The 21274-nt window shown below is 73.8% G+C and carries 23 protein-coding genes; 13 read left to right on the forward strand and 10 right to left on the reverse strand.

Annotation, left to right across the window (positions count from 1 at the left end):
• Nucleotides 1–11: 11 nt before the first annotated feature.
• Together ACIGW4_RS19040 and ACIGW4_RS19045 are read left to right on the forward strand one after the other, a co-directional pair.
• The gene (locus ACIGW4_RS19040; RefSeq protein ID WP_398711093.1) at nucleotides 12–1100 is read left to right on the forward strand and encodes a fatty acid desaturase family protein; all 1089 of its coding nucleotides are present in this window, start codon (nucleotides 12–14) and stop codon (nucleotides 1098–1100) included.
• A gap of 90 nt (nucleotides 1101–1190) precedes the next feature.
• Nucleotides 1191–1736 (forward strand): MOSC domain-containing protein, encoded by a 546-nt coding sequence (locus ACIGW4_RS19045; protein ID WP_123458108.1) that lies wholly within the window; start codon nucleotides 1191–1193, stop codon nucleotides 1734–1736.
• Between the two features lie 18 nt (nucleotides 1737–1754).
• On the opposite strand, the gene ACIGW4_RS19050 is transcribed toward ACIGW4_RS19045, so the two are convergent.
• The 4 genes from ACIGW4_RS19050 to ACIGW4_RS19065 form a co-directional block, all read right to left on the reverse strand.
• Nucleotides 1755–3002, reverse strand: a complete 1248-nt coding sequence (locus tag ACIGW4_RS19050; RefSeq protein ID WP_399581691.1) for a tannase/feruloyl esterase family alpha/beta hydrolase — start codon at nucleotides 3000–3002, stop codon at nucleotides 1755–1757.
• Nucleotides 3003–3359: 357 nt separating this feature from the next.
• On the reverse strand, nucleotides 3360–4178 hold the full coding sequence (locus tag ACIGW4_RS19055) for a hypothetical protein (protein ID WP_123458106.1): 819 nt from the start codon (nucleotides 4176–4178) through the stop codon (nucleotides 3360–3362).
• Between the two features lie 99 nt (nucleotides 4179–4277).
• Nucleotides 4278–4613, reverse strand: coding sequence for a hypothetical protein (locus ACIGW4_RS19060; RefSeq protein ID WP_398711095.1), 336 nt, complete (start codon nucleotides 4611–4613; stop codon nucleotides 4278–4280).
• Nucleotides 4614–4840: 227 nt separating this feature from the next.
• On the reverse strand, nucleotides 4841–5446 hold the full coding sequence (locus ACIGW4_RS19065; protein WP_399581695.1) for a class I SAM-dependent methyltransferase: 606 nt from the start codon (nucleotides 5444–5446) through the stop codon (nucleotides 4841–4843).
• A 161-nt stretch (nucleotides 5447–5607) separates the two neighbouring features.
• Here ACIGW4_RS19065 and ACIGW4_RS19070 point away from each other — a divergent pair, with 161 nt between their 5' ends.
• The 10 genes from ACIGW4_RS19070 (at nucleotide 5608) to ACIGW4_RS19115 (ending at nucleotide 15940) form a co-directional block, all read left to right on the forward strand.
• Nucleotides 5608–6441 carry an MHYT domain-containing protein gene (locus ACIGW4_RS19070; RefSeq protein WP_359587076.1) on the forward strand — a complete coding sequence of 278 codons (834 nt, stop codon included), beginning with the start codon at nucleotides 5608–5610 and terminating at the stop codon, nucleotides 6439–6441.
• 71 nt (nucleotides 6442–6512) lie between these two features.
• The gene (locus ACIGW4_RS19075) at nucleotides 6513–9653 is read left to right on the forward strand and encodes a nitrate- and nitrite sensing domain-containing protein (RefSeq protein WP_399581698.1); all 3141 of its coding nucleotides are present in this window, start codon (nucleotides 6513–6515) and stop codon (nucleotides 9651–9653) included.
• Nucleotides 9650–10084, forward strand: a complete 435-nt coding sequence (locus ACIGW4_RS19080) for a roadblock/LC7 domain-containing protein (RefSeq protein WP_030690181.1) — start codon at nucleotides 9650–9652, stop codon at nucleotides 10082–10084. The genes ACIGW4_RS19075 and ACIGW4_RS19080 overlap by 4 nt, the downstream gene beginning before the upstream one ends.
• 13 nt (nucleotides 10085–10097) lie before the next feature.
• Nucleotides 10098–10514, forward strand: a complete 417-nt coding sequence (locus tag ACIGW4_RS19085; protein WP_123458101.1) for a DUF742 domain-containing protein — start codon at nucleotides 10098–10100, stop codon at nucleotides 10512–10514.
• Nucleotides 10495–11112 carry an ATP/GTP-binding protein gene (locus tag ACIGW4_RS19090; RefSeq protein WP_030690179.1) on the forward strand — a complete coding sequence of 206 codons (618 nt, stop codon included), beginning with the start codon at nucleotides 10495–10497 and terminating at the stop codon, nucleotides 11110–11112. The genes ACIGW4_RS19085 and ACIGW4_RS19090 overlap by 20 nt, the downstream gene beginning before the upstream one ends.
• 174 nt (nucleotides 11113–11286) lie before the next feature.
• Nucleotides 11287–11700, forward strand: coding sequence for a roadblock/LC7 domain-containing protein (locus ACIGW4_RS19095; protein ID WP_123458100.1), 414 nt, complete (start codon nucleotides 11287–11289; stop codon nucleotides 11698–11700).
• Between the two features lie 139 nt (nucleotides 11701–11839).
• Complete coding sequence (locus ACIGW4_RS19100) at nucleotides 11840–12874, forward strand: DUF6397 family protein (RefSeq protein WP_399581704.1); 1035 nt, start codon at nucleotides 11840–11842, stop codon at nucleotides 12872–12874.
• A gap of 49 nt (nucleotides 12875–12923) precedes the next feature.
• A complete protein-coding gene (locus ACIGW4_RS19105; protein WP_399581707.1) occupies nucleotides 12924–14471 on the forward strand; it encodes an ATP-dependent DNA ligase in 1548 nt (515 codons plus the stop codon).
• Nucleotides 14472–14522: 51 nt separating this feature from the next.
• A complete protein-coding gene (locus ACIGW4_RS19110; protein ID WP_260174756.1) occupies nucleotides 14523–14963 on the forward strand; it encodes a hypothetical protein in 441 nt (146 codons plus the stop codon).
• Between the two features lie 191 nt (nucleotides 14964–15154).
• Nucleotides 15155–15940 (forward strand): polysaccharide deacetylase family protein, encoded by a 786-nt coding sequence (locus tag ACIGW4_RS19115; protein WP_123458097.1) that lies wholly within the window; start codon nucleotides 15155–15157, stop codon nucleotides 15938–15940.
• Nucleotides 15941–16153: 213 nt separating this feature from the next.
• Here ACIGW4_RS19115 and ACIGW4_RS19120 read toward each other — a convergent pair whose 3' ends face one another.
• The 5 genes from ACIGW4_RS19120 to ACIGW4_RS19140 all read right to left on the reverse strand — a co-directional run bounded on the left by ACIGW4_RS19120 (nucleotide 16154) and on the right by ACIGW4_RS19140 (nucleotide 20171).
• Entirely contained in the window at nucleotides 16154–16921 is a 768-nt protein-coding gene (locus ACIGW4_RS19120; RefSeq protein ID WP_398711100.1) for a rod shape-determining protein MreC, read from the reverse strand.
• A 123-nt stretch (nucleotides 16922–17044) separates the two neighbouring features.
• Nucleotides 17045–18232: a globin domain-containing protein gene (locus ACIGW4_RS19125; protein WP_399581712.1), complete on the reverse strand. Its 1188-nt coding sequence runs from the start codon at nucleotides 18230–18232 to the stop codon at nucleotides 17045–17047.
• Between the two features lie 89 nt (nucleotides 18233–18321).
• Nucleotides 18322–18771 carry an RrF2 family transcriptional regulator gene (locus ACIGW4_RS19130; RefSeq protein ID WP_399581714.1) on the reverse strand — a complete coding sequence of 150 codons (450 nt, stop codon included), beginning with the start codon at nucleotides 18769–18771 and terminating at the stop codon, nucleotides 18322–18324.
• A gap of 36 nt (nucleotides 18772–18807) precedes the next feature.
• A complete protein-coding gene (locus ACIGW4_RS19135; RefSeq protein WP_399581717.1) occupies nucleotides 18808–19770 on the reverse strand; it encodes a hypothetical protein in 963 nt (320 codons plus the stop codon).
• Nucleotides 19771–19778: 8 nt separating this feature from the next.
• Nucleotides 19779–20171, reverse strand: a complete 393-nt coding sequence (locus tag ACIGW4_RS19140; RefSeq protein ID WP_398711103.1) for an SHOCT domain-containing protein — start codon at nucleotides 20169–20171, stop codon at nucleotides 19779–19781.
• Between the two features lie 250 nt (nucleotides 20172–20421).
• On the opposite strand from ACIGW4_RS19140, the gene ACIGW4_RS19145 reads away from it, so the two are divergent.
• Complete coding sequence (locus ACIGW4_RS19145; RefSeq protein WP_399581719.1) at nucleotides 20422–20676, forward strand: hypothetical protein; 255 nt, start codon at nucleotides 20422–20424, stop codon at nucleotides 20674–20676.
• 145 nt (nucleotides 20677–20821) lie between these two features.
• Here the strand turns inward: ACIGW4_RS19145 and ACIGW4_RS19150 are convergent, their stop codons facing one another.
• Nucleotides 20822–21271 (reverse strand): peroxiredoxin, encoded by a 450-nt coding sequence (locus tag ACIGW4_RS19150; RefSeq protein WP_399581722.1) that lies wholly within the window; start codon nucleotides 21269–21271, stop codon nucleotides 20822–20824.
• Nucleotides 21272–21274 lie beyond the last annotated feature (3 nt).

The raw sequence follows: 21274 nt of genomic DNA on the forward strand, positions 1-21274 counted from the left end.
CGGAGCCCGCCATGCCCCAGGCCACCGTCCTGCCCCCGGCCGCCGCCCCCGCCGCGGCGCCCGCCCGCGCCAGGGGCGGCAGCGAGTTCAGCCCCCTCCTGCGGACGGTCAGGGAACAGGGCCTCCTCCGACACCGCCCCGGCTGGTATGCCCGCGGCATCGCCGTCAACCTCCTCGGCATCGCCGCCGTGGTGACCGGGCTCGCCCTGATCGGCCCCTCCTGGTGGGCGCTGCTCCTCGCCGTCCCCCTCGCCCTGTTCTCCGCGCGCGCCGCCTTCGTCGGGCACGACGCCGGCCATGCCCAGATCACCGCGAACCGGAGGGCGAGCCGCGTCCTCCAGCTCGTCCACGCCAACCTCCTCCTCGGCATGAGCCGGGAGTGGTGGAACGACAAGCACAACCGCCACCACGCCAACCCCAACCACCTCGACAAGGACCCGGACGTAGCCGCCGACGTCCTCGTCTTCGCCGAGCACCAGACGGCGGGCCGCACGGGCCTGCGCGGGTTCCTCACCCGCCACCAGGCCTGGCTGTTCTTCCCGCTGACCACCCTGGAGGGCATCGCGCTCAAGGTGTACGGGGTCCAGGCCCTGCTCGCGAAGGACGGTCCGTGCCGCGACCGGCGCGAGCGGCTCGTCGAAGGCGCCCTCCTGCTCGCCCACTTCGCCGGCTACGCGGCGCTGCTCCTCACGCTCCTGACGCCCGCCCAGGCCCTCGTCTTCGCCCTCGTCCACCAGATGCTCCTCGGCGTGCACCTCGGCATGGCCTTCGCCCCCAACCACAAGGGCATGGAGCGGCCGGACGAGCACGCGGACGGCGACAGCTGGGGCCATCTGCGCCGTCAGGTCCTCACCTCGCGCAACATCCGGGGCGGCGCCCTGACCGACTGGTTCCTCGGCGGGCTCAACTACCAGGTCGAGCACCACCTCTTCCCGAGCATGCCGCGCCCGAACCTCCGTCTGGCCCAGCCCGCCGTCCGGGCCCACTGCGCCGCGCTGGGCGTCCCGTACACGGAGACCGGTTTCGTGGACTCGTACCGCCAGGCCCTCGGCCATCTGCACGAGGTGGGGGCGCCGCTGCGCGGCGAGGGCGGGGAGTAGGGTCGTACGTCGAGGCGCGATGTGATCATCGGTCCGGAAGGGTGGCGGGGAGCCGCTGCCCGGGCCGGAGGAGAAGGGGGATTCCTCACCATGACCAGCGGCACCGTCACCACGGTCAGCAGCAACGGCACGTACTCGTTCACCAAGCCCAACCGGGAGGGCATCACCCTCCTCGCCGGGCTCGGGGTGGAGGGCGACGTCCACGCGGGCGTGACGGTGAAGCACCGGTCCCGCGTCGCGCAGGACCCCACCCAGCCCAACCTCCGTCAGGTCCACCTCATCCACGCCGAGCTCTTCGACGAGGTCGCGGGCGCCGGCTTCGAGGTCGCCCCCGGCGACCTCGGCGAGAACGTCACCACCCGGGGGATCGACCTCCTCTCCCTGCCCACCGGCACCCTCCTCCACCTCGGTGCGGAGGCCGTCGTCGAGGTCACCGGACTGCGCAATCCCTGCGCGCAGATCGACGGTTTCCGGCACGGGCTGCTCAAGCAGGTCCTCGGCCGTGACGAGAACGGCGGGATCGTGCGCAAGGCGGGCATCATGAGCGTCGTGCTCACCGGCGGGGAGGTGCGGCCCGGCGACCCGATCCGGGTCGAACTGCCGCCGGAGCCGCACCGTCCGCTGGAGCGGGTCTGAGCCGTCCTGAGCCCCTGATCAGCCCTCCAGGGCGCAGGAGTTGACCACGTCACCGCTCGCCGGCCGCGCGATCGTGCGGTCCGAGGGCGGCGCCGTGCCCTCCTCGACCCAACGCGTCAGGGCGTCGAACGCGGAGCGGTAGCACGGCAGGATCGGCCGCAGCCGGTCCGGATACGTGTCGTAGAGGCCGTCCGTGTGCGTCCCGTCCTGCACCCTGTAGTAGCGGTGCAGCCCGCCCCGGCCCCGCGCGTCGATCATCCGTGCGTACACGTCGGAGTCCGTGGCGATCGGCAGCAGGGTGTCGAGATCGCCGTGGAGCGTGATGAGCGGCTTGCCGATCCTTCCGGTGAGCGCGACCTTCGCGACCGCGCGGTGGACGGACGCCGGCCGCGAGGCGTAGTCGTACGCGGCGTCCGAGGCGCAGGGCGCGAGGATCTGCTCCACGGTCCCGCCGGCGGTGGAGCCGGGGCAGGCCGGGTCGTACGCGGGGTCGAACTCGGCCCGGAAGAGCTTCTGCGTCAGACCCCAGTAGGCCTTCTCGTGGTACGGCCACAGGAAGCGCGAGCCCGGCGCGAAGCCCGCCGCGATCAGGTCCTCGTCATCGGCGAGACCCCGGGACCGGGCCACCGTCACCGGCAGGCTCGTCAGGAGGTTCGGGCCGTGTGTCGTCCACAGCACGCCCTCCCAGTCGACCCCGCCGTCGTACAGCTCGGGCCGGTTCTCCAGCTGCCAGCGGGTGAGGTAGCCGGCGTTGGAGATGCCGGTCATGTACGTGTGCTCCGGAGCCCGGCCGTAACGCTGCCGCACGACCTTCTTGGCGGCCCGCGTCAGCTCGGTCACGCGGTGGTTCCACTCGGCGACGGCGTCGCCCGGTTCCCGTCCGTCGGTGAAGAAGTCCGGGCCGGTGTTGCCCTTGTCGGTGGCGGCGTAGGCGAAGCCCCGGGCGAGCACCTGGTCGGAGATCAGCGCGTCCGTGGAGTACTGGCGCCGGCTTCCGGGGGCGCCGGTGACGACGAGCCCGCCGTTCCAGTGGTCGGGCAGCCGGATGACGAACTGGGAGTCATGGGCCCAACCGTGGGTGGTGTTGAGGCGGGAGTCGTCGGGGAAGTAGCCGTCGACCTGGATGCCGGGCACCCCCGAGGGGTTGCGGGTCGCCTTCGCGGCGAGACCGGCCTGGTCCGCCATGTCCGTGTACGGGGTGCCGGCGAGCCCGGTGGTCGTGAGGTCGTCCAGACAGGCGGACTGCCGGCGCTCGGCGCCGGGCACGTGGATCCGGTCCTGGCGTGCGCAGTGCGCGGCGGCCGGCGCTTCGGCCCCGGCGGGGCCCGCCGGGGGCGAGGACGGTGACCCCGGCGAGGAGCGCGGTGATCAAGGAGACGCCTGGGGACAGGCGCATGGTGGGCCTCCGGTGGGACGACGGAAAGAGGTGCGGCGCCACATCGTGCGGCGCACCCCTGTCGTCGGGCCATGGCTGGGAACCACACCTCGGACCGTCGTCCTATGGGGCGTTATGACGGGGCCGGGAGGGACGGGGATCTCGGAAGGAGCGGACGGCGATGGTGCCGAGCACTTCCAGGAGGTCTTCAGGAGGTCTTCAGGAAGTCCAGGAGGTCCAGGAGGTCTTCAGGAGGAGCGCACCGCCATCGCGTCGAGTGCTTCGAGGAGAGCGGGCAGCTGTGGTCCGCGCGTCACGGGCAGCACCTCGCGCGGCAGCTCGTCGAGGAGGACGAACGCCATGTCGTCGCTCTTGGCCACGAGCGACCAGCCCGGACCGTCGGCACGCAGTATTCCGGCGGCCGATCGCACCCGCCCCACCGGCGGCGGCTCCTCCAGGTAGCCGCGCAGCTCGTGCAGGGCCTTCCTGACCCCGGTGTACGGGTCGGAGCCGGTGGTGCCGGCCCCCGTGGTCCCCGCGCCGGAGGGTGCCGACGGCTCTCCGTCCGTCCCCTCGTCGCTCGCCCGGGCCCGCCAGGTGTCCCACTGGAGCGCCACCTCGTCGGCGCCCAGCCGGCGCTGCGCCGGCCCCCACTCCTCTCCGGAGGGCGGGGCCAGCGGTGCGGGATCGCCCTCTTCGGGCTCCGGGTCGTGCGGGGCCGGGACGCCGGGGGCGACGGTCGCCACGGGGAGCGGCCAGCCCGGCAGCCCGGTCACCACCGAACGCTCGTCGGGGGAGAGGTCGTAGGCCATGCCGCAGTCCCAGGAGGAGATGGCCACCGCGACGAGCGACACGTCGTCGACGACGACCGTCCAGCGGGCGCCGTGCCCGTCCTGGCCGAACACGAGCCCGTACCCCTCGGCGTACGGCCGCAGGCCCAGCGCCGCGCAGGCCGCCGGGTAGTCGTCACCGAGCACGCTCGGGAAACGCCCGGGTGTCAGCAGCGCCGCGGTCAGCACAAACAGCGCGTCGGCGTCGGCCTCGGCGATCGGGTCCGTCCCAGCCACGGCGTCCTCCCCATCTGGTCGTCGGCGCACCTTAACCAGTGGGTAACCCGCGCGTCGAGGGTCTCCGCCCCGGAACCTCGGCCTTCCGGAACGGCTCCGTCACGCGTCGCCGGCCCGCCCGGCGGCCGACTGGTCACGCAGGCCGAGCAGCGAGCGGGCCACGGTGCGGGGGGACTGGTTCCGCTCCCGCGCGAGGGTGATCAGGGCGCGGCAGGCCAGTTCGTTCACGCCGAAGGAGAGCATGCCGGGGGAGACCCGGCTCGCCGCCTCCTCCGCCCGGGCCGGGTCGTCCTCGGCACAGGCGGCTATGTACTCGGCGGCCGCCTCGAAGAGGTTGTGCCCCTGGCGGGGGCGCGGGGGTGCCGGAGCGGCGGCTTCGGGCGCCTTCCGGCCGGAGGGGAGGAGTCTGCGCAGTCTTTCCGGAACTCGTGCCACGGCCCGCCGCCTTTCCCGGGCACGACTGCCCGGCACCTCCACGGTAGACAGTGAAGTGCCGGTAAAGAAGGGGGCGTTGGCGTCGGTGATGGACGTGTGGGGGCGCACGCCCGGTGGGCCCGGCCGGTGCGCGGGGGGCGGCTCGGCGCGCGGACCCGTGAGGGGCCCGAGCCCCGGCACCGCCGCCCCGCCGGGCGCCTGCCGATCCTTTCGCCCGCGACGGAGGCTCAGGCCTCGCGGACCGCGAGGGCCAGGTAGCGCGCGTCCTCGTCGACGTAGTCGACGAGCCGCCAGCCGGCCTCGGCGAGCAGGAGACGCAGCCGGGGCTCCGCGCGCAGGTCGTCCGGGGTGATCCGCCGGCCGTGACGGGCCGCGAGGGCGGCTCGCCCGATCGGGTGGAACAGGGCGAGGCGGCCCCCGGGCCGTACGACGCGGGCGAGTTCCCGCAGGCCCGCCACGGGGTCCGCGAGGTGCGAGACGAGCCCCGCCCCGAACACGGCGTCGAGCGCGCCGTCGCGCACCGGGAGCCGGCCGACGTCGGCGAGCAGCAGCGTCCCGCCCTCCTCGCCGCCGCGTCCGGCGGCGACGGCCCGTTCGATCATCTCGGGGGTGAGGTCGGCGCCGAGCACCGTGCCGGAGGGGCCGACGGCGGCCCGGAGCGGCGGGAGCGCCCGGCCGGTCCCGCAGCCGGCGTCCAGCACCGCGTCGCCGGGACGCAGACCGAGCTCGCCCACGGCGGCGGCGTACGCGGGACCGTCGTCGGGGAACCGGCTGTCCCAGTCGGCGGCGCGGGCGCCGAAGAATTCTCGTACCTGCGTGGGGTCATCGCTCATGGGTTCATGATCTCGCAGGATGCGACACCCGGAGGGGTGAACGTTCTGTGTGCCCGTTCGAACTCGGCCTGATCGTTCGGGGCCCTCTCTCTGTCATATTCCAGCAGCTTTCGAAATGCGCCCCTGGTGCGCCCCCCGATGCGCACTAGCGTCCCTGGGCCATGGGACACCTGGACCACGCCACCTTCGGCTGGCTGACACCCGTGCTGTCGTACGCGATGGCCTGCATCGGCGCCGCCCTCGGGCTGCGCTGCACCGTGCGAGCGCTCGACGCGACCGGCCGGTCACGGCGCAACTGGCTGATCACCGCCGCCTCCGCGATCGGCACCGGCATCTGGACGATGCACTTCGTGGCGATGCTCGGATTCGGCGTGACGGGCACCGACATCCGCTACGACGTTCCGCTCACCCTCCTCAGCCTCCTCATGGCGATGGCCGTCGTCGGGGTCGGCGTCTTCGTCGTCGGCTACGGACGCGACCGGGTCCGTTCGCTCCTGATCGGCGGTCTGACCACGGGCGTCGGCGTGGCGAGCATGCACTACATGGGCATGGCCGCGCTCCGGCTCCACGGGCAGGTGCGGTACGACCCGCTCCTCGTCGGACTCTCCGTCCTGATCGCCGTGATCGCCGCCACGGCGGCCCTCTGGGCGGCGCTCAACATCCATGCGCCCGCCGCCGTGGCCGTCGCCTCGCTCGTGATGGGCGCGGCCGTCACCAGCATGCACTACACCGGCATGTTCGCCGTGCGGATCGAGGTCGTCCCCTCCGGGGCCCCTCTCCCGGGAGCCATGCTCATGCAGTTCATCTTCCCCCTCGCCGTCGGCCTCGGCTCGTACCTGTTCATCACCTCCGCCTTCGTCGCCCTCACCCCGACGGCCGCCGAACGCGCCGCGTACGCCTCGGCCGGACGCCTCACCGAACCGGACGAGCGCGCGGTCGACGTCGCACCGCCCGGCTTCCGCGCCGGGGAGACGGCCCCCGCGCCCACGACCTGATCCGACCCCTGGCGCACCCCACGCCACGCCCCACCGCACCAGAGCACAGACGCAGCCGGAACGAGGAGGCCATGCGAACTCCCCGCAAGACCAAGGACGCCGAGGCGGCCACGCCGCCACCGGCGGCCGCGCGCGGGCGGCGCGCACACGCGGGCCCGCCCGCCGACGAACCGGGGGAGCGGACCCCCGGCACCCCGCCGACCGCGGGACACGCGGGCACCTCGGCGCCGGGCGCCCTCACCGGCGCGACCGCACACCCCTCGGGACCGATCCCCGGACGGCCCTCCGCGCGGTCCGCCGAACGGCCCGGAGCCCCCGCCGGGCCCCCGCCCGACGGGCACCGTGTCCGTCCCGCCTTCCAGGGGCTGCGCCCCCGCTCCGTCCGCGCCAAGATCGTCTCGCTCCTGATGGTCCCGGTCGTCTCGCTCTTCGCCCTCTGGGGCTTCGCCACCGTCACCACCGCGCAGGACGTCGCCGGCCTCCGCCGGCTCCAGCGCGTCGACGCCGAGATCCGCGAGCCCGTGACGGCCGCCCTCGCCGCCCTCCAGGCCGAACGGCGCGCCGCCGTACGCCAGATCGCGGCGCCCGGCACCGCCCGGGCCGCCGAGCTGAAGGACCGGATCCGCCGGACGGACGAGGCCGTCTCCCGGCTCCGTCTGGACGACACGCACACCGTCGGCGACACCGGAGACCTGCCCGGCGACGTCGGCGTCCGGGTGAGCACGTTCGTCGGCAAGGTCGAGGGCCTCGCCCGGCTCCGTACCGCCGCGGCCGACGGGCGCGCCGACTGGGGCCGGACGTACGAGGAGTACACGGACGCCATCTCCGCCGCCTTCGCGGTCGACGGCGCCCTCACCGGCATCCAGGACGCCGAGCGGGGGTCCGACGCGCGCGTACTCCTCGAATTCGGCCGCGCCGGCGAGATGCTGTCCCGCGAGGACGCCCTCCTCACCTCCGCCCATCTCACCGGCCGGCTCTCCGCCGACCGGCTCCGCGACTTCTCCGGGGCCGTCGAGACCCGGCGCACCCTTATCGACTCGTCCGCCGCCGACCTGCCCGCCGCCGCCCGAGCCGCCTGGACCCGCCTCTCCACCGGCGGCGACCACGCCCGGCTCACCCGGGCGGAGGACCGGGTCGGCGCCGCCGACCCCGGCCGCCCCGCCGCCCAGGCGGTCACCTCCACCGAATGGGACGACGCCCTCGCGGCCGTTCACGAGGGACTCGCCGCGATCGAGACCGACGCGCGCCGCGCGGCCGCCGACCGCTCCGACCCCTTCACCGGCGTCCTCACGGCGAGCGGTGCGGCGGTCGTCCTCGGCCTCGCCGCCGTCGCCGCCTCGCTCGTCATCTCCGTACGGATCGGCCGTGGCCTCGTCGTCGAGCTCGTCACCCTCCGCAACACCGCCCTCGGCATCGCGCGCCGCAAACTCCCCGCCGCCATGCGCCGGCTCCGCGCGGGCGAGGAGATCGACGTCCAGGCCGAAGCGCCGCCCGGACCCGTCTCCCAGGACGAGATCGGCCAGGTCGGCGAGGCGCTCACCACCGTCCACCGCGCGGCGCTCTCCGCCGCGGTCGAACGCGCCGAACTCGCCAGCGGAATCTCCGGGGTGTTCGTCAACCTCGCCCGCCGCAGCCAGGTCCTCGTCCACCGCCAGCTCAACCTCCTGGACAGCATGGAACGACGTGCCGACGATCCCAACGAGCTCGGCGACCTCTTCCGGCTCGACCACCTCACCACCCGTATGCGGCGCCACGCGGAAAGCCTGATCATCCTCTCCGGAGCCGCCCCGGGACGCGCCTGGCGCATGCCCGTCCCCCTCACCAACGTCGTCCGCGCCGCCGTCTCCGAGATCGAGGACTACGCGCGCGTGGAGGTGCGCCGGCTTCCCGAGACGGCCGTCGTCGGCGGAGCCGTCGCCGACCTCACCCACCTCCTGGCCGAACTCATCGAGAACGCCGCCCAGTTCTCCCCGCCCCACACCAAGGTCCGGGTCAGCGGCGAACCCGTCGGCAACGGCTACGCCCTGGAGATCGAGGACCGGGGGCTCGGCATGGGCAAGGAGACCCTCGCCGAGGCGAACGGCCGCATCGCCCAGTCCGAGGCCCTCGACCTCTTCGACAGCGACCGGCTCGGCCTCTTCGTGGTCAGCCGCCTCTCCTCCCGCCACGACATCAAGGTCCACCTGAGGACATCGCCCTACGGCGGTACGACCGCGGTCGTCCTGCTTCCGACCGAACTGCTCCAGGGCGCGCTGCCACCCGGCCGCGGCACGCCGGCGACCGACTCCGACGCATACCACTCCGGTACGCATCACTCCGGTGCGCACCACCCCGAGACGCATCACTCCGACACGCCTCACGACGGAACCCCGCGCGCGGGGAACCCCCGTACCCGCACGCCGGGCGGACCGGGTGCCGGCGCCGCACGGAGCGGGTTCCGACCCGGCAGTGCCCCGCACGGCGACGACGAGCGTGCCGCACGGGAGCGCGAGGAGGCGCACCGCGCCGAGGCCCGCCGCTTCGGCCGGCCCCAGATCGCGCAGCCCGCCCCGCCCGCGGTCCCGAGGAACCCCGCACTCCCCGGCGACCCGGCCCCGCCCGCCGCGTCCGGACGCCGGGCCGCCCCGCAGCCGGGAACGCGCCCCGCGAGCCTGCCCCAGCAGACGGACGGGACGCGGCGCCCGGGCCCGTCCCAGTCCCCTCCGGCCTCCCGCCCGCAGCCGCCGACGCGTCCGACCGCCGTGCCCGCGCCCGCCACCTCCTCCGCACCCGCGCCCTCCTCCACGCCCGCCTCCCTCCCCTCCTCCGCTCCCGCTCTCGCCTCCGCCGAAGTGACCGAACTCCGCCGCCGCGGCCCCTCCGCATCCGTACCGGCGCCTCCGGCGGAGCAGCCGCCCGTCGCACCGACCGCCCGGGACGAGGCGGGGAGCGAACTGCCCCGACGCGTACGGCAGGCGAGTCTCGTTCCGCAGCTGCGCGAGGCACCCGCCCCGGCACCGGTGCCCGCACCGGTCGCGTCCGGCACGGACGCGCGCACCCCGGAACAGGTCCGGGACCGCATGGCGGCGTACCGGGACGGCTGGCAGCGGGGCGGCGGCGCCGCCCCGGGCACCAGGCGCCCCCTCGGCACGGGCTTCGGAACCGACAAGGGCCACGGCCTCGGCCACGGCACCGCACCTCTCGACCCTCGCTCCGAAGGAGACGACGCATGATCGACCACGAGCGGATCTCGCACCACCGGTCCGGCGAACTGGACTGGCTCCTCGACGACCTCGTCATGCGGGTCCGCGAGGTCCGCCACACCGTGGTGCTCTCGAACGACGGACTCGCCGTGGGCGCCTCCAACGGGCTCAGCCGTGAGGACGCCGAGCACCTGGCCGCCATCGCCTCCGGCTTCCACAGCCTCGCCAAGGGCGCCGGACGGCAGTTCCACACCGGCGGAGTCCGCCAGACGATGGTCGAGATGGACGACGGCTTCCTCTTCGTCGCCGCGGCGGGAGACGGCTCCTGTCTCGCCGTGCTCAGTTCCGTGAGCGCCGACATCGGCCTCATCGCCTACGAGATGGCCCGGCTCGTGAAGCGCGTCGGCGAGCACCTGCACACCCCGCCGCGCCTCACGGTGACCCCGCCGGCCGCCGGCTGATCCGGAGAGACCCATGAACGACGACAGCACCGGCGACGGGCCGCCGGTACCGGGCAGTCAGTGGTACGACGCCGACGCGGGACCGCTCGTCCGCCCGTACGCGATGACCGGCGGACGGACCAAACCGGGCCCCAGCAACGTACGGTTCGACCTCATCGCCCTCGTCGTCGTGGACGACGAGCCGCCCGGACCGGCGGAGGAGGCACTCCTCGGCCCCGAGCACCGGTCCCTGCTGACCCTGTGCCGGGCCGAGACCCAGTCGGTGGCCGAACTCGCCGCCGACGCCGACCTGCCCGTCGGGGTCGTCCGGGTCCTCCTCGGCGACCTCCTCGAATCGGGCTTCGTGCGCGTCAGCCGACCCGTACCGCCCGCTCAGCTCCCTGACGAAAGAATCCTGAGGGAAGTAATCGATGGCCTACGAGCGCTCTGAGAGCACCGGCGCGGGCGACGACGCGGACACCTCCGCCCTCGCGCTGAAGATCCTGGTCGCCGGTGGATTCGGCGTAGGAAAGACCACCCTCGTCGGCGCGGTCAGCGAGATCCGGCCCCTGCGCACGGAGGAACGGCTCAGCAGGGCCGGGGAACTCGTCGACGACACCGGGGGCGTCGACCAGAAGACCACCACGACCGTCGCCATGGACTTCGGCCGCATCACGATCCGCTCCGGCCTCTCGCTCTACCTCTTCGGCACGCCCGGCCAGGACCGGTTCTGGTTCCTCTGGGACGAGCTGTCGCAGGGCGCCCTGGGGGCCGTCGTCCTCGCCGACACGCGGCGCCTGGAGGACTGCTTCCCGGCCGTCGACTACTTCGAACACCGGAAGATCCCCTTCGTGGTCGCGGTCAACTGCTTCACGGGCGCGCGTACGTACGGGGCGCACGACGTGTCCCGCGCCCTCGACCTGGACCGCGGCACGCCCGTCGTGCTGTGCGACGCGCGCGACCGCGACTCGGGGAAGGAAGTGCTGATCCGCCTGGTCGAATACGCGGGGCGGATGCACACCGCCCGGCTCCTGGACACGGTCGGCTGAGGGGGCGTCACCGCGCCCGCGGCACGCGCGGGCGCGGTGTGGTGCTTGCCCTGTTCACGACAGTGCGTAAGGCTTGCGGCGATACGCGGACCACGACGGGACGGACCACGAAGGCCTTGAGGACCACCGGGGTCCGGGCCGAGGGGGACGCAACCGCTAGGGGGAGGACCACTGATGGCGTTGGACAAGGAACTGGACTGGCTCCTGGACGACCTGACGCAGCGGGTCGGACACATACGGCATGCACTGGTGCTGTCGAACGACGGCCTGGTGACGGGCGCGAGCAGCGGGCTCGTCCGTGAGGACGCCGAGCACCTGGCGGCCGTCTCCTCCGGTCTGCACAGCCTCGCGCGGGGCTCGGGCCGGCACTTCAGGGCGGGTCGGGCACGGCAGACGATGGTGGAGTTCGACGACGCGCTGCTCTTCGTGACGGCGGCGGGCGAGGGCAGTTGCCTGTGCGTCCTGAGCGCGGCGGAGGCGGATGTCGGTCAGGTGGCGTACGAGATGACGCTGCTGGTCAACCGGGTCGGGGAACACCTCGGCGTGGCGGCCCGGCAGCCCGGCCTCCCGGGCGACGGCGTCCTCTGACGCCACTGCCCGCGAGGGTTGTCCACAGCCCTTTGTCCACAGGTGGTGCGGCTGTCGTCACTCTGCGTTACGTTCTTCTGTGTGGGCCTCGGAGGCCCGCTGCTCGAAGGGAACACGGACGCAGGGGGAGGGCCGCGAGATGGCGGTGGACGAAGGGGCGCGCACGGTGACACCGGGGCGGGCCGCGCAGGAGCTGGAGCTGAGGCGCGACGAGTTCCGGCTCGCGGTCCAGCTCGGCCTGGTGAGGACGGCGCCGACCGGCGAAGGGGAGCGGCGGCGGGTCGAGCGGCGCGAGCTCGACCGCCTCAGGGCCGCCCCGGACTTCCCCGTCGGCCTGCGCGAGCGGGTGCGCGCGGTCGGTACGGGGGAGGCCGCCGCCCTCCTCGGAATCACCGCCGACCGGTTCACCCGGCTCGCCCGGACGGGGCACGTCAGCCCGGTGCGGTTCTCGCTGAACCGCTACCGGATGGTGGTGTGGATGTATCTGGCGCAGGAGGTCGTCGAGTTCGGCCTCACCCGCCCGGACCTCCTCACCGGGCGGCTGCCGCTGCACCTCCGCGAGCTCCTCGCCGCGCACGAGGACCGGAGGGCGAGGAACTGGCGGGCGCGGCGGCTCGCCCTGTTGCTCCGGGCCGCCGAGGACCCCTGGGCGCGGGCCGCCGCCATCGCCTCCCTGCTCGACCCGGTCCAGGTGGCCGAGGTCGTCGACGATCCGTACGAGCGCACGCACCTCGACCGGTTGCGCCCGCCTCCGCCGCCCGGGATGCCGGTGTCGCCGGTCGCGCGCGAGATCGCCGAACGGCTGATGCGGGCCGACGATCCGGACGAGATCCTCTGGCACCGGCTGAGCCTCGCCCTGGCACTGGACGAGGCGCGCGCGGAGCGACAGGCCCCGCATCCCGGCGAGACGCGCGCGGGCGGAGTCGGTGCGTCGGCGGTGGCGCCGGCATCGACGGTGGCACTGGCCGGGCTGGTGCGGGCGGAGGCGGTTCCGACGGTGCCGGTCGGCGGGGAGAGGGTTCCGGCGGTACCCGCCCCCGCGGGGCGCCCCGCGGCGGGCGACCGGCCGGTGGGGCGTCCGGGGCGTGCGAGGTTCCTGGAGCGTTTCCGGCGGAGGAGGGAGGTGGGTGCGGCGCGGTCCCGGCGGAGGAGGCGTCCGGTGGCCTGGCCCTGACGGGGCGCCCTGACATGCGGTCGGGGCGGGTGGTGGAGAGGATGGGCCCATGCTGCTGGCGCGTGTCGCGGAAGTGTCCCGGGAGGTCACCGCCGCCTCCGCGCGCTCGCGCAAGATCGCGTTGCTGGCCGAGCTGTTCGCCGAGGCCGAGCCCGACGAGAGCCCGCTCGTCATCGCGTATCTGTCCGGGAGGTTGCCGCAGGGGCGGATCGGGGTCGGATGGAGCGTCCTCAAGGACGTCGTCCCGCCGGCCGTGCCGCCTGCCGAAGGTCCCGCGCTCACGCTCGGGCAGGTCGACGCGGCGATGGCGGAGCTCGCCGCCGTGTCGGGTGCCGGAGCCCGCGCCGAGCGGAGCCGGCTCGTCCACGGACTGTTCTCCGCCGCCACCCACGACGAACAGGAACTCCTGGTGCGGTTGCTGACGGGGGAGGTGCGGCAGGGCGCTCTCGACGCCATCGCCCTGGAGGGCGTCGCGCGGGCCGCCGGGGTGCCCGCCCTCGAACTGCGGCGCGCCGTGATGCTCGAAGGCTCGCTGCCGCCGGTCGCCCGGGCCGTGCTGGACGAGGGGGCCTCCGCGCTGGAGCGGTTCACCCTGCGGGTCGGCAGTCCCGTGCAGCCCATGCTCGCCCACACCGCCGCTTCCGTCGCCGAGGCGATCGCCGACCTGGGGCCGTGCGCGGTCGAGGAGAAGCTCGACGGGATCCGCATCCAGGTGCATCGGCGCGGCGACGACGTCCGGGTGTACACCCGCTCGCTCGACGACATCACCGACCGCCTCCCCGAGGTGGTCGCGACGGCCCGCGCGGTCGCCGCCGACGGCTTCGTCCTGGACGGCGAGGTGATCGCGCTCGATCCCGGGAGCGGCAGGCCCGTGTCCTTCCAGATGATCTCCGCCCGGGTCGGCTCCCGGGTCGACGTGGCCGGTGCGCGTGCCGTACTGCCTCTCACGGCGGTCTTCTTCGACGTCCTCGCGAGGGAGGGGGAGGAGCTGATCGACCGGCCGGGCCTGGAGCGGCACGCCGTCCTCGCCCGTCTGCTCCCGGAGTCGCAGCGGGTCCGCCGCGCCGTCGTCACCGATCCGGCCGATCCCGCGCAGACCGCGGCCGCCGAGCGGTTCTACGCGGACACCCTGGCCCGGGGACACGAGGGCGTGCTCGTCAAGGCGCTGGAGGCGCCCTATGCGGCCGGTCGCCGGGGGCGCACCTGGCTGAAGGTGAAACCCGTCCACACCCTCGACCTCGTCGTGCTCGCCGTGGAGCGGGGCCACGGCCGCAGGACCGGGCTGCTCTCCAACCTGCACCTCGGCGCGCGGACCGCCGACGGCGGCTTCGTCATGCTCGGGAAGACCTTCAAGGGGCTCACCGACGAGATGCTGCGCTGGCAGACCGAGCGGCTCCGGGAGCTCGCCGTGTCGGACGACGGCTTCACCGTACGCGTACGGCCCGAGCTCGTCGTGGAGATCGCGTACGACGGGCTCCAGGTCTCGACGCGCTACCCGGCGGGCGTCACGCTCCGCTTCGCCCGGGTCGTGCGGCACCGGCCCGACAAACGCGCCTCGGAGGCCGACACCGTCGAGCGCGTCGTCGAAGGCCGCTGACCGAGGGAGACGGCCCTCGCGGGGCGACCGTCCGCGAGGGATGCTGGAGGCGTGGCACGACGAGTGCCCGGCACGAGGAGCGCGTGGCAGCACGACAGGCCGGCGGGCCGCGAGGAGATGAGCGACGTGTACGACTTGCACATCGACACCGACGTCACCGTGCAGCTCAACGACTGCTGCAAGGAGGACGCCCAGGCCGTGTTCGACGTCCTCGACCGGGTCTACCGGCTGGAGGACACGACACCGAACCCCCAGGCGGCCACGGGTCCGGCTCCCACCGTGTGGACCGCCACGTTCGACACGGCCGGCGGGCGGCACGAGGAGGTGGGCCCCGTCCACCTGACCGCCCCGGTCGGGGTCACGCTCAACGGCGGCTACCGAGCCGTCGACGAGGTCGAGAAGGTGCTCGCCACCGGCTTCGACATCCAGTCCCTGCAGGCCGTCTCGGGCGACCAGGAGACCGAGGCCCGGCTGTTGCTCGCGTCCCGCTGAGCGGGACGCGTGGATGCCCCGGGCGGCGCGGACGGGCGCAGCCCGGGGGTTCTCGCGTGCCCGTGAACGGTCGGCGGACCCCGCCGATCACCCCGGTATACACCGTGTGTAGAGTGCCTTCCGGCCGCGCGCACCGCCCTGACCAGCGGTGACGGCCGTACCGAAGACACCACGGGGAAAGCGGGTCCACCATGTTCCGATCCAGGTCCGGCCGCGGCAAGGCGGTGAGCACGGCACTGCTCGCCGCGGTGTCGCTGATGTGGGCTCTGAGCGGCTGCGGAGTCGATCCGGTCACCCCGCAGGACGCCCGGCGAGAGGCCGGCACGGACGACAAGGCGGGCGGCGCGGCCCGTCGCGTCGACTGCGCCGAGGTCAAGTGCATAGCCCTGACCTTCGACGCGGGACCGGGCGAGGACACCCCTCATCTCCTCGACGTCCTCAAGGAGAAGCAGGTGCCCGCCACCTTCTTCCTCCTCGGCAGCAAGCACGTCGACCGCTATCCCGACGTGGTCAGGCGCATCGCCGACGAGGGGCACGAGGTCGCCAACCACACCTGGTCGCACCGGATCCTGACCGACCTCGACGAGTCCGAGATCCGCGACGAGCTTTCCCGCACCCAGGACGCCATAGCGAAGATCACCGGCCGGAAGCCCACCCTCATGCGCCCGCCGCAGGGCCGCACCGACGGCACGGTGTCCGACGTCAGCCGGGAACTCGGCCTCGCCCAGGTCCTGTGGAGCATCACGGCCAAGGACTACTCCACCACCGACTCGGCGCTCATACGGCAGCGCGTGCTCGACAACGCGCACCGCGACGGGATCATCCTGCTCCACGACATCTACGACGGAACGGTGCCGGCGGTGCCCTCGATCATCGACGAGCTGAAGCGACGGGGCTTCACGTTCGTGACGGTGCCCGAGCTCCTCGCGCCCGGCAAGGCCGAGCCCGGCACCGTCTACCGCCCCGAGAGGGACTGACGGACCCGGTGAAAACGGGTGAGGTGACTCACATCGCCCACCGGGGATTCCCCGGAACATTCGGGAAAGGTTTACCGTTCATATGTACGTGACCGCGAAGGGGTCTGGTCCCCAAGGTCCCCCCCGAGAGGTGACCGCTCTTCGCCCCGTCACGGCAATCGGCCCCGGTTGGAATCCCCCGTCCAACCGGGGCTTTGTCGTTCCCCGCGCCCGTCAGCCGCGCGGGAGGGCGCCGGTCGGGTGGCGGAGGGCGGAGGCCAGCATCAGACCCGCACCGCGGACGGCGCTGGTGGACGGGTCGTTCGCCAGCCGGAGTCGGGCGCGCAGGAGGTGGGCGAGGCGCCCCGTCACGTCGAGTCGCAGGGCGCCGCCGCCGGTCACCAGGACGCCCCGGCGCAGCGCGCCCCGGACGGCGCCGGTGTGGTCGTCCCGCCACAGCTCGCCCACCATGTCGGCGGCCGTCGTGGCGATCGCGTCCGGCGCGCTCCCCGGGTCCGGAAGGTCGTCGAGGCCCGCCTCGGCCTGCCGGGCGTCCTCCACGAGGCCGTCCACGACGAGCGTGACCTCCGTCAGCTGGGCGCCGAGGTCGACGACCAGCAGAGGCCCCTCGCCGGAGGGGGCCGCGTAGGCGGCCGCCGCCCGGGCGCTGTCCACGGCGATGACCCGCACCGGGCCGAGGCCGTCCACCATCCGCCTCGCCGCCGCCCGCTCCTCCGGACCCGCGAGGACCGGGTGGGTCAGCATGACGACGGTGTCGTGCCCGTCGCCGCCCGGAGCCGATGCGGCCAGGCGCCGGAGCAGCCGGAGCTGGGAGTCGGGATCCATGACCCGGCCGCGTCGCACCGGGCCGCTCGGCACGTCCGCGAAGACGCCCGCCCCCGGAGCCCAGGCGCGGGTCCGGGAACTGCCGATGTCGAGGGCGATCCCGCGCACCGGCCGCCCCGCGCCCCGCCCGCCCGCTGCTGCTCCGAACGATCCCATCGCTTCCGCCCCATTCCTGCGCACCCGCTGATTGCGAGGTTGATATGGCACATCACTATGCAATATCCCTGGCGGGAGCGCCATGGTGCTTGGGGATCGAAGGAATGGGGTGGTGGGGGTAGGTCAGCCTTCGGTGCCGAGCCACAGATCGGGGCCGAAGACCTCGTAGTGGATGTCCGCCGCCGCGACGCCCCGGCCGAGGAGGTCTCCGCGCACCGCGCGCAGGAAGGGCAGCGGCCCGCACAGATACGCGGTGGTGCCCGCCGGAAGGTCGAGGAGCGTGACGTCCGCCCGCCCCGGGCGGGCGCCGGACTCGCCCGGCTCCTCGTACCAGAGGTGCAGCGTTCCCTGCGGCAGCGCGTCCACGAGGCGCCGCAACTCGTCGGCGTGCGCGTGGGAGGCGGGGGCGCGGTCGGCGTGGACCACGACGACCGGGCGGTCCGACCCGGTGGCGGCCAGGTGGTCGAGCATCGCCAGCATCGGGGTGCCGCCGACCCCGGCGGAGGCGAGCAACAGGGGACTCTCCCCCTCGGGCAGGACCAGGTCGCCGAAGGGGGCCGAGACCTCCACGGTGTCGCCCGCGGCGGCGTGGGCGTGCAGCCAGGAGGAGACCTCGCCCGCCGGGTCCCCGGCGACCCGCTTCACCGTGATCCGCCACTGCGGGCGTCCGGGGGCGGCGGACAGGCTGTACTGGCGGATCTGCCGGGCGCCGTCGGGCAGGGTGACCTGGACGCTCACGTACTGGCCCGGCCGGAAGGGAGCCGTGGGGGTCCCGTCGACGTGCCGCAGGACGAAGGACACCGTGTCGGCCGTCTCCTCCCGTCTCTCGGCGATCTCCATGGTCCGCCAGACCTGGCCCTCGGCGACACCGGCCTCCTGGTAGAGGCGGGCCTCCACGGAGATGAGCGCGTTCGCCATCAGCCAGTACACCTCGTCCCAGGCCTGCGCGACCTCGGGGGTCACCGCGTCGCCGAGGACCTCCGCTATCGCGGCGAAGAGGTGCTCGTGCACGATCTTGTACTGCTCGGAGGTGATGCCGAGCGAGGCGTGCTTGTGTGCGATCCGGGACAGCAGGGCGTCGGGGCGGCCGTCCGGGTTCTCCAGCAGGGCGACGGCGAAGGCGGCTATGGAGCCGGCGAGGGCCTTCCGCTGGTCGCCGTTGGCCTGGTTGCCCCGGTTGAACAGGTCGCGCAGCAGCTCGGGGTGGGCGGCGAAGAGGCGACCGTAGAAGCGCTCGGTGATCTCGCCGAGTGCGCCTCCGACGGCGGGCAAGGTGGCGCGGACGACCGGAGCGGCCTGCTCGGACAGCATGAGAACTCTCAATCTGGTAGATGATCTACGTATTTAAAGGCGCGCGGATGTCAAAAGGCGTGCGGATGCGCCCTGGGGGGCGGGCGCCCTCAGGGCGATCGCGCGGGACGCGGCCCGAGGGTCAGCAGCAGCGGACCGGTCGGCGACTCCACGAGTTCCGCCACGGTCAACGGATCCAGCACGCGGTAGAAGGCCTCCTGGGCCTCGCGCAGCGCTCCGCGCAGCCGGCACGCGGTGCGCAGCGGGCACGGCGGATCGCCCTCGCAGGCGACGACCTCCTCCTCGCCCTCCAGGGTCCGGGCAAGCCAGCCCACGGAAGAGCGGTGACCCAGCTCCGTCAGGGCCAGGCCGCCGCCCCGGCCGCGCCGCGCCTCGACCACGCCGAGGTGCTGGAGCCGGGTGACCACCTTCGCCATGTGGGCGTAGGGCACGTCCATCGACTCCGCCACCTCGCGGGTGGTGACGGACTCCTCGGGTGCGGTGACCGCCAGGCGCATCACGGCGCGGAGCGCCAGGTCGGTGAACTTCGTCAGCCTCACGGCCCGACCGTATCAAAGGCGCATTTCGCATACGTATTAGGGGGATGCTTCTCGGCGCTGCCGCCGACGCCGCCACAGCCACCATCCGCCCGTGACCAGGCAGCTCGTCGTCAGGACGATGCCGACCACCGGCCACCGGCCGCCCGCGATCCGGGTGTCGGTGGCGATGACCAGGAGCAGGGCGACCGTCGGCAGCATCATCGACCCCAGCGCGCGCAGCCCCGCCACGGCCGTGGCGGGATCGACCCGGATGCCCCGTGAGGTGCGGAGGTCGCGCGAGCCGATGTAGAAGACGGTGGCCCGGTCGACCAGCCGGTTGGTGGCGCGGTTGTACGAGAAGGCCATGTACGGCAGCCAGACGAGCGGGGCCACCAGACCCACCAGGAACACACAGCCGACGAGCGCCCACTGGCCGATCCGGGTCCACAGTCCGACCTTCTCGTCGGAGGGCGTGAGCAGTCCGAGCAGCCAGGCCATGCGCAGCACCAGGTCGCGGAGCGCGGTCATCCGCCCCCGCCGGCTTTCCGACCGGGACCTGTCGGGGGCGGCGTCGAGGGCGGCCCGGGCCGCCGCGGTGTCCGCGTACACCCCTTGCAGGACGAGCAGTTCGGCCGCGCGCTCCGGATCCGTGGTGTCGCGCCCCTCGGTGGCGGCGAGTTCGAGCACGATGCGCGCCTGGGCCAGGAGGGCTCCGCAGAACGCCACGGGGATGAGGAACAGGAAGGGGCCGCCGACGAAGGAGCCCTCCGCCGTGACCCGTCGGCGTCCGCGGGTGACGACGAGGGCTCGCAGGGCGGTCGCGTCGGCGTCGGGATGGGCGGCGCGGAGGCGTTCGACCGACGGCCCCGCCCCGGGGCCGAGGTGACGCAGGGCGAAGAGGGCGAGCGCTTCCGGAAGCCTCCCGGGCGCCGCCGCGATCTCCCGCAGGAGGGAACCCTGAAGCCCGTCGCCACGCCCGTCTCCGCCGGCTTCGGCGCGCCGCCGTCCCGTCCGTCGCATGGGGAGCCTCAGGCCAGGACCTTGGCCTTGGCCTTCTCGAACTCCTCGGCCGTGATGGCGCCCTTCGCCTTGAGGTCGGCGAGCCGAGTCAGTTCGTCGGCGGCTCCGCCGCCCTGCGGACCTGCGGTCTTGCGGATGTAGTCCTGGAACGCCGCTTCGGTCTCCTTCGCCTGCTTGACGTCCCGCTGGCCCATGCCCTTGCCACGGGCGATGACGTACACCAGCACGCCGAGGTACGGGAGCAGGATGCAGAAGATCAGCCAGCCCGCCTTGCCCCAGCCGCCGAGGGAGTGATCGCGGAAGATGTCGGTGATCACCTTGAACAGCAGGAAGAGCCACATGATCCAGAGGAAGAACCACAGCATGGTCCAGAAGACGTTGAGGAGGGGGTAGTCGTCCATTCCTGCACACTCCGTTCCCGCGTGGGCCGTGGGAGGCCCGGCGATGCAGCGAGTCTCACCCGGTCCCCGCACGTCCGCACGTCGTGGCCGCCCCGCGTGCGGGCCCTCCGCCGCCGTGTTCGGATGGAGGCCGCGGACCGCCGGAGCCGGTGCGCATCCCGCCCGAGCCCGTCGAGGAGGCGCGGCGCGCCCCCGTCGCGTGGCGTCCTTGCGGGCGGCGCGGCCTACGCGGCGGGCCGCAACTCCGCCCGTGCCGCGCGCCGGGAGGGGGACCAGGAGCAGGCCATCGCCGACTCCAGGCCCGGCGGCAGCCCCGGCGCCCCTCCGCCGGAGCCGGACCCGCCCCCGGCCGTGCCGACCGCCCCCGCCTCCGGCCGCGCCGACCGCCGCCGGCGGGGCGCCGTCGATCACCGACCAGCCGGCCCGGCTCGGCGAGCTCGTCCAGCAGGGCCTGCTCACCTCCGAGGAGTTCGCCGCGGCCAAGGTGAAGCTGCTCGGCATCTGACCGGCGGTGAAGCCCTCCGGCGCCCGAGAGTGCTGCCCCGGGCAGGCGTGGCCGGGGGAAGGCCCGCGTCAGGCGCGGCCGGGGAAGGCCCGTGTCAGGCGCGGCGGGGGAGAGGCCTCCGTCGCGCGGCGAAGAAAGGCCCCCGTCAGGCGCCGCGCAGAGTGGCCAGCGCGCGGTCCGCGTGCGCGCTCATCCGCAGTTCGCTGCGGACGACCTCCCGGATCCGCCGGTCCTGGCCGATCACGAAGGTGACCCGCTTCGTCGGGGCCAGCGAGAACCCGCGCTTCACGCCGAACCGCTCCCTTATGGCACCGTCCGTGTCGGACAGCAGGGGATAGCCGAGCGAGTGCCGCTCGGCGAACTCCTGCTGCCGCTCCACCCCGTCGGAGCTGATGCCGACGGGCAGGGCGCCGACGGCGCGGAACTCGGCCGCGAGGTCACGGAAGTGACAGGCCTCGGCGGTGCAGCCCGGCGTGAGGGCCGCCGGGTAGAAGAAGAGGACGACCGGGCCCTCGGAGAGCAGACCGGTCAGCGAACGCGGAGCGCCCGTCTCGTCCGGAAGGGTGAAGTCCTCGACGAGGTCACCGACGTTCATTTC

This window comes from Streptomyces sp. NPDC053513, from assembly GCF_044544765.1.
Lineage (GTDB): Bacteria > Actinomycetota > Actinomycetes > Streptomycetales > Streptomycetaceae > Streptomyces > Streptomyces litmocidini.

Bases quoted from the DNA above. Each gene is read 5' to 3' on its own strand.
- ACIGW4_RS19120 (WP_398711100.1), bottom strand. From the start codon at position 16,921: ATGGGATCGTTCGGAGCAGCAGCGGGCGGGCGGGGCGCGGGGCGGCCG.
- ACIGW4_RS19100 (WP_399581704.1), top strand. From the start codon at position 11,840: ATGGCGGTGGACGAAGGGGCGCGCACGGTGACACCGGGGCGGGCCGCG.
- ACIGW4_RS19070 (WP_359587076.1), top strand. From the start codon at position 5,608: ATGGGACACCTGGACCACGCCACCTTCGGCTGGCTGACACCCGTGCTG.
- ACIGW4_RS19095 (WP_123458100.1), top strand. From the start codon at position 11,287: ATGGCGTTGGACAAGGAACTGGACTGGCTCCTGGACGACCTGACGCAG.
- ACIGW4_RS19125 (WP_399581712.1), bottom strand. From the start codon at position 18,232: ATGCTGTCCGAGCAGGCCGCTCCGGTCGTCCGCGCCACCTTGCCCGCC.
- ACIGW4_RS19150 (WP_399581722.1), bottom strand. From the start codon at position 21,271: ATGAACGTCGGTGACCTCGTCGAGGACTTCACCCTTCCGGACGAGACG.
- ACIGW4_RS19105 (WP_399581707.1), top strand. From the start codon at position 12,924: ATGCTGCTGGCGCGTGTCGCGGAAGTGTCCCGGGAGGTCACCGCCGCC.
- ACIGW4_RS19065 (WP_399581695.1), bottom strand. From the start codon at position 5,446: ATGAGCGATGACCCCACGCAGGTACGAGAATTCTTCGGCGCCCGCGCC.
- ACIGW4_RS19085 (WP_123458101.1), top strand. From the start codon at position 10,098: ATGAACGACGACAGCACCGGCGACGGGCCGCCGGTACCGGGCAGTCAG.
- ACIGW4_RS19115 (WP_123458097.1), top strand. From the start codon at position 15,155: ATGTTCCGATCCAGGTCCGGCCGCGGCAAGGCGGTGAGCACGGCACTG.
- ACIGW4_RS19140 (WP_398711103.1), bottom strand. From the start codon at position 20,171: ATGGACGACTACCCCCTCCTCAACGTCTTCTGGACCATGCTGTGGTTC.
- ACIGW4_RS19040 (WP_398711093.1), top strand. From the start codon at position 12: ATGCCCCAGGCCACCGTCCTGCCCCCGGCCGCCGCCCCCGCCGCGGCG.
- ACIGW4_RS19135 (WP_399581717.1), bottom strand. From the start codon at position 19,770: ATGCGACGGACGGGACGGCGGCGCGCCGAAGCCGGCGGAGACGGGCGT.
- ACIGW4_RS19045 (WP_123458108.1), top strand. From the start codon at position 1,191: ATGACCAGCGGCACCGTCACCACGGTCAGCAGCAACGGCACGTACTCG.
- ACIGW4_RS19075 (WP_399581698.1), top strand. From the start codon at position 6,513: ATGCGAACTCCCCGCAAGACCAAGGACGCCGAGGCGGCCACGCCGCCA.
- ACIGW4_RS19080 (WP_030690181.1), top strand. From the start codon at position 9,650: ATGATCGACCACGAGCGGATCTCGCACCACCGGTCCGGCGAACTGGAC.
- ACIGW4_RS19090 (WP_030690179.1), top strand. From the start codon at position 10,495: ATGGCCTACGAGCGCTCTGAGAGCACCGGCGCGGGCGACGACGCGGAC.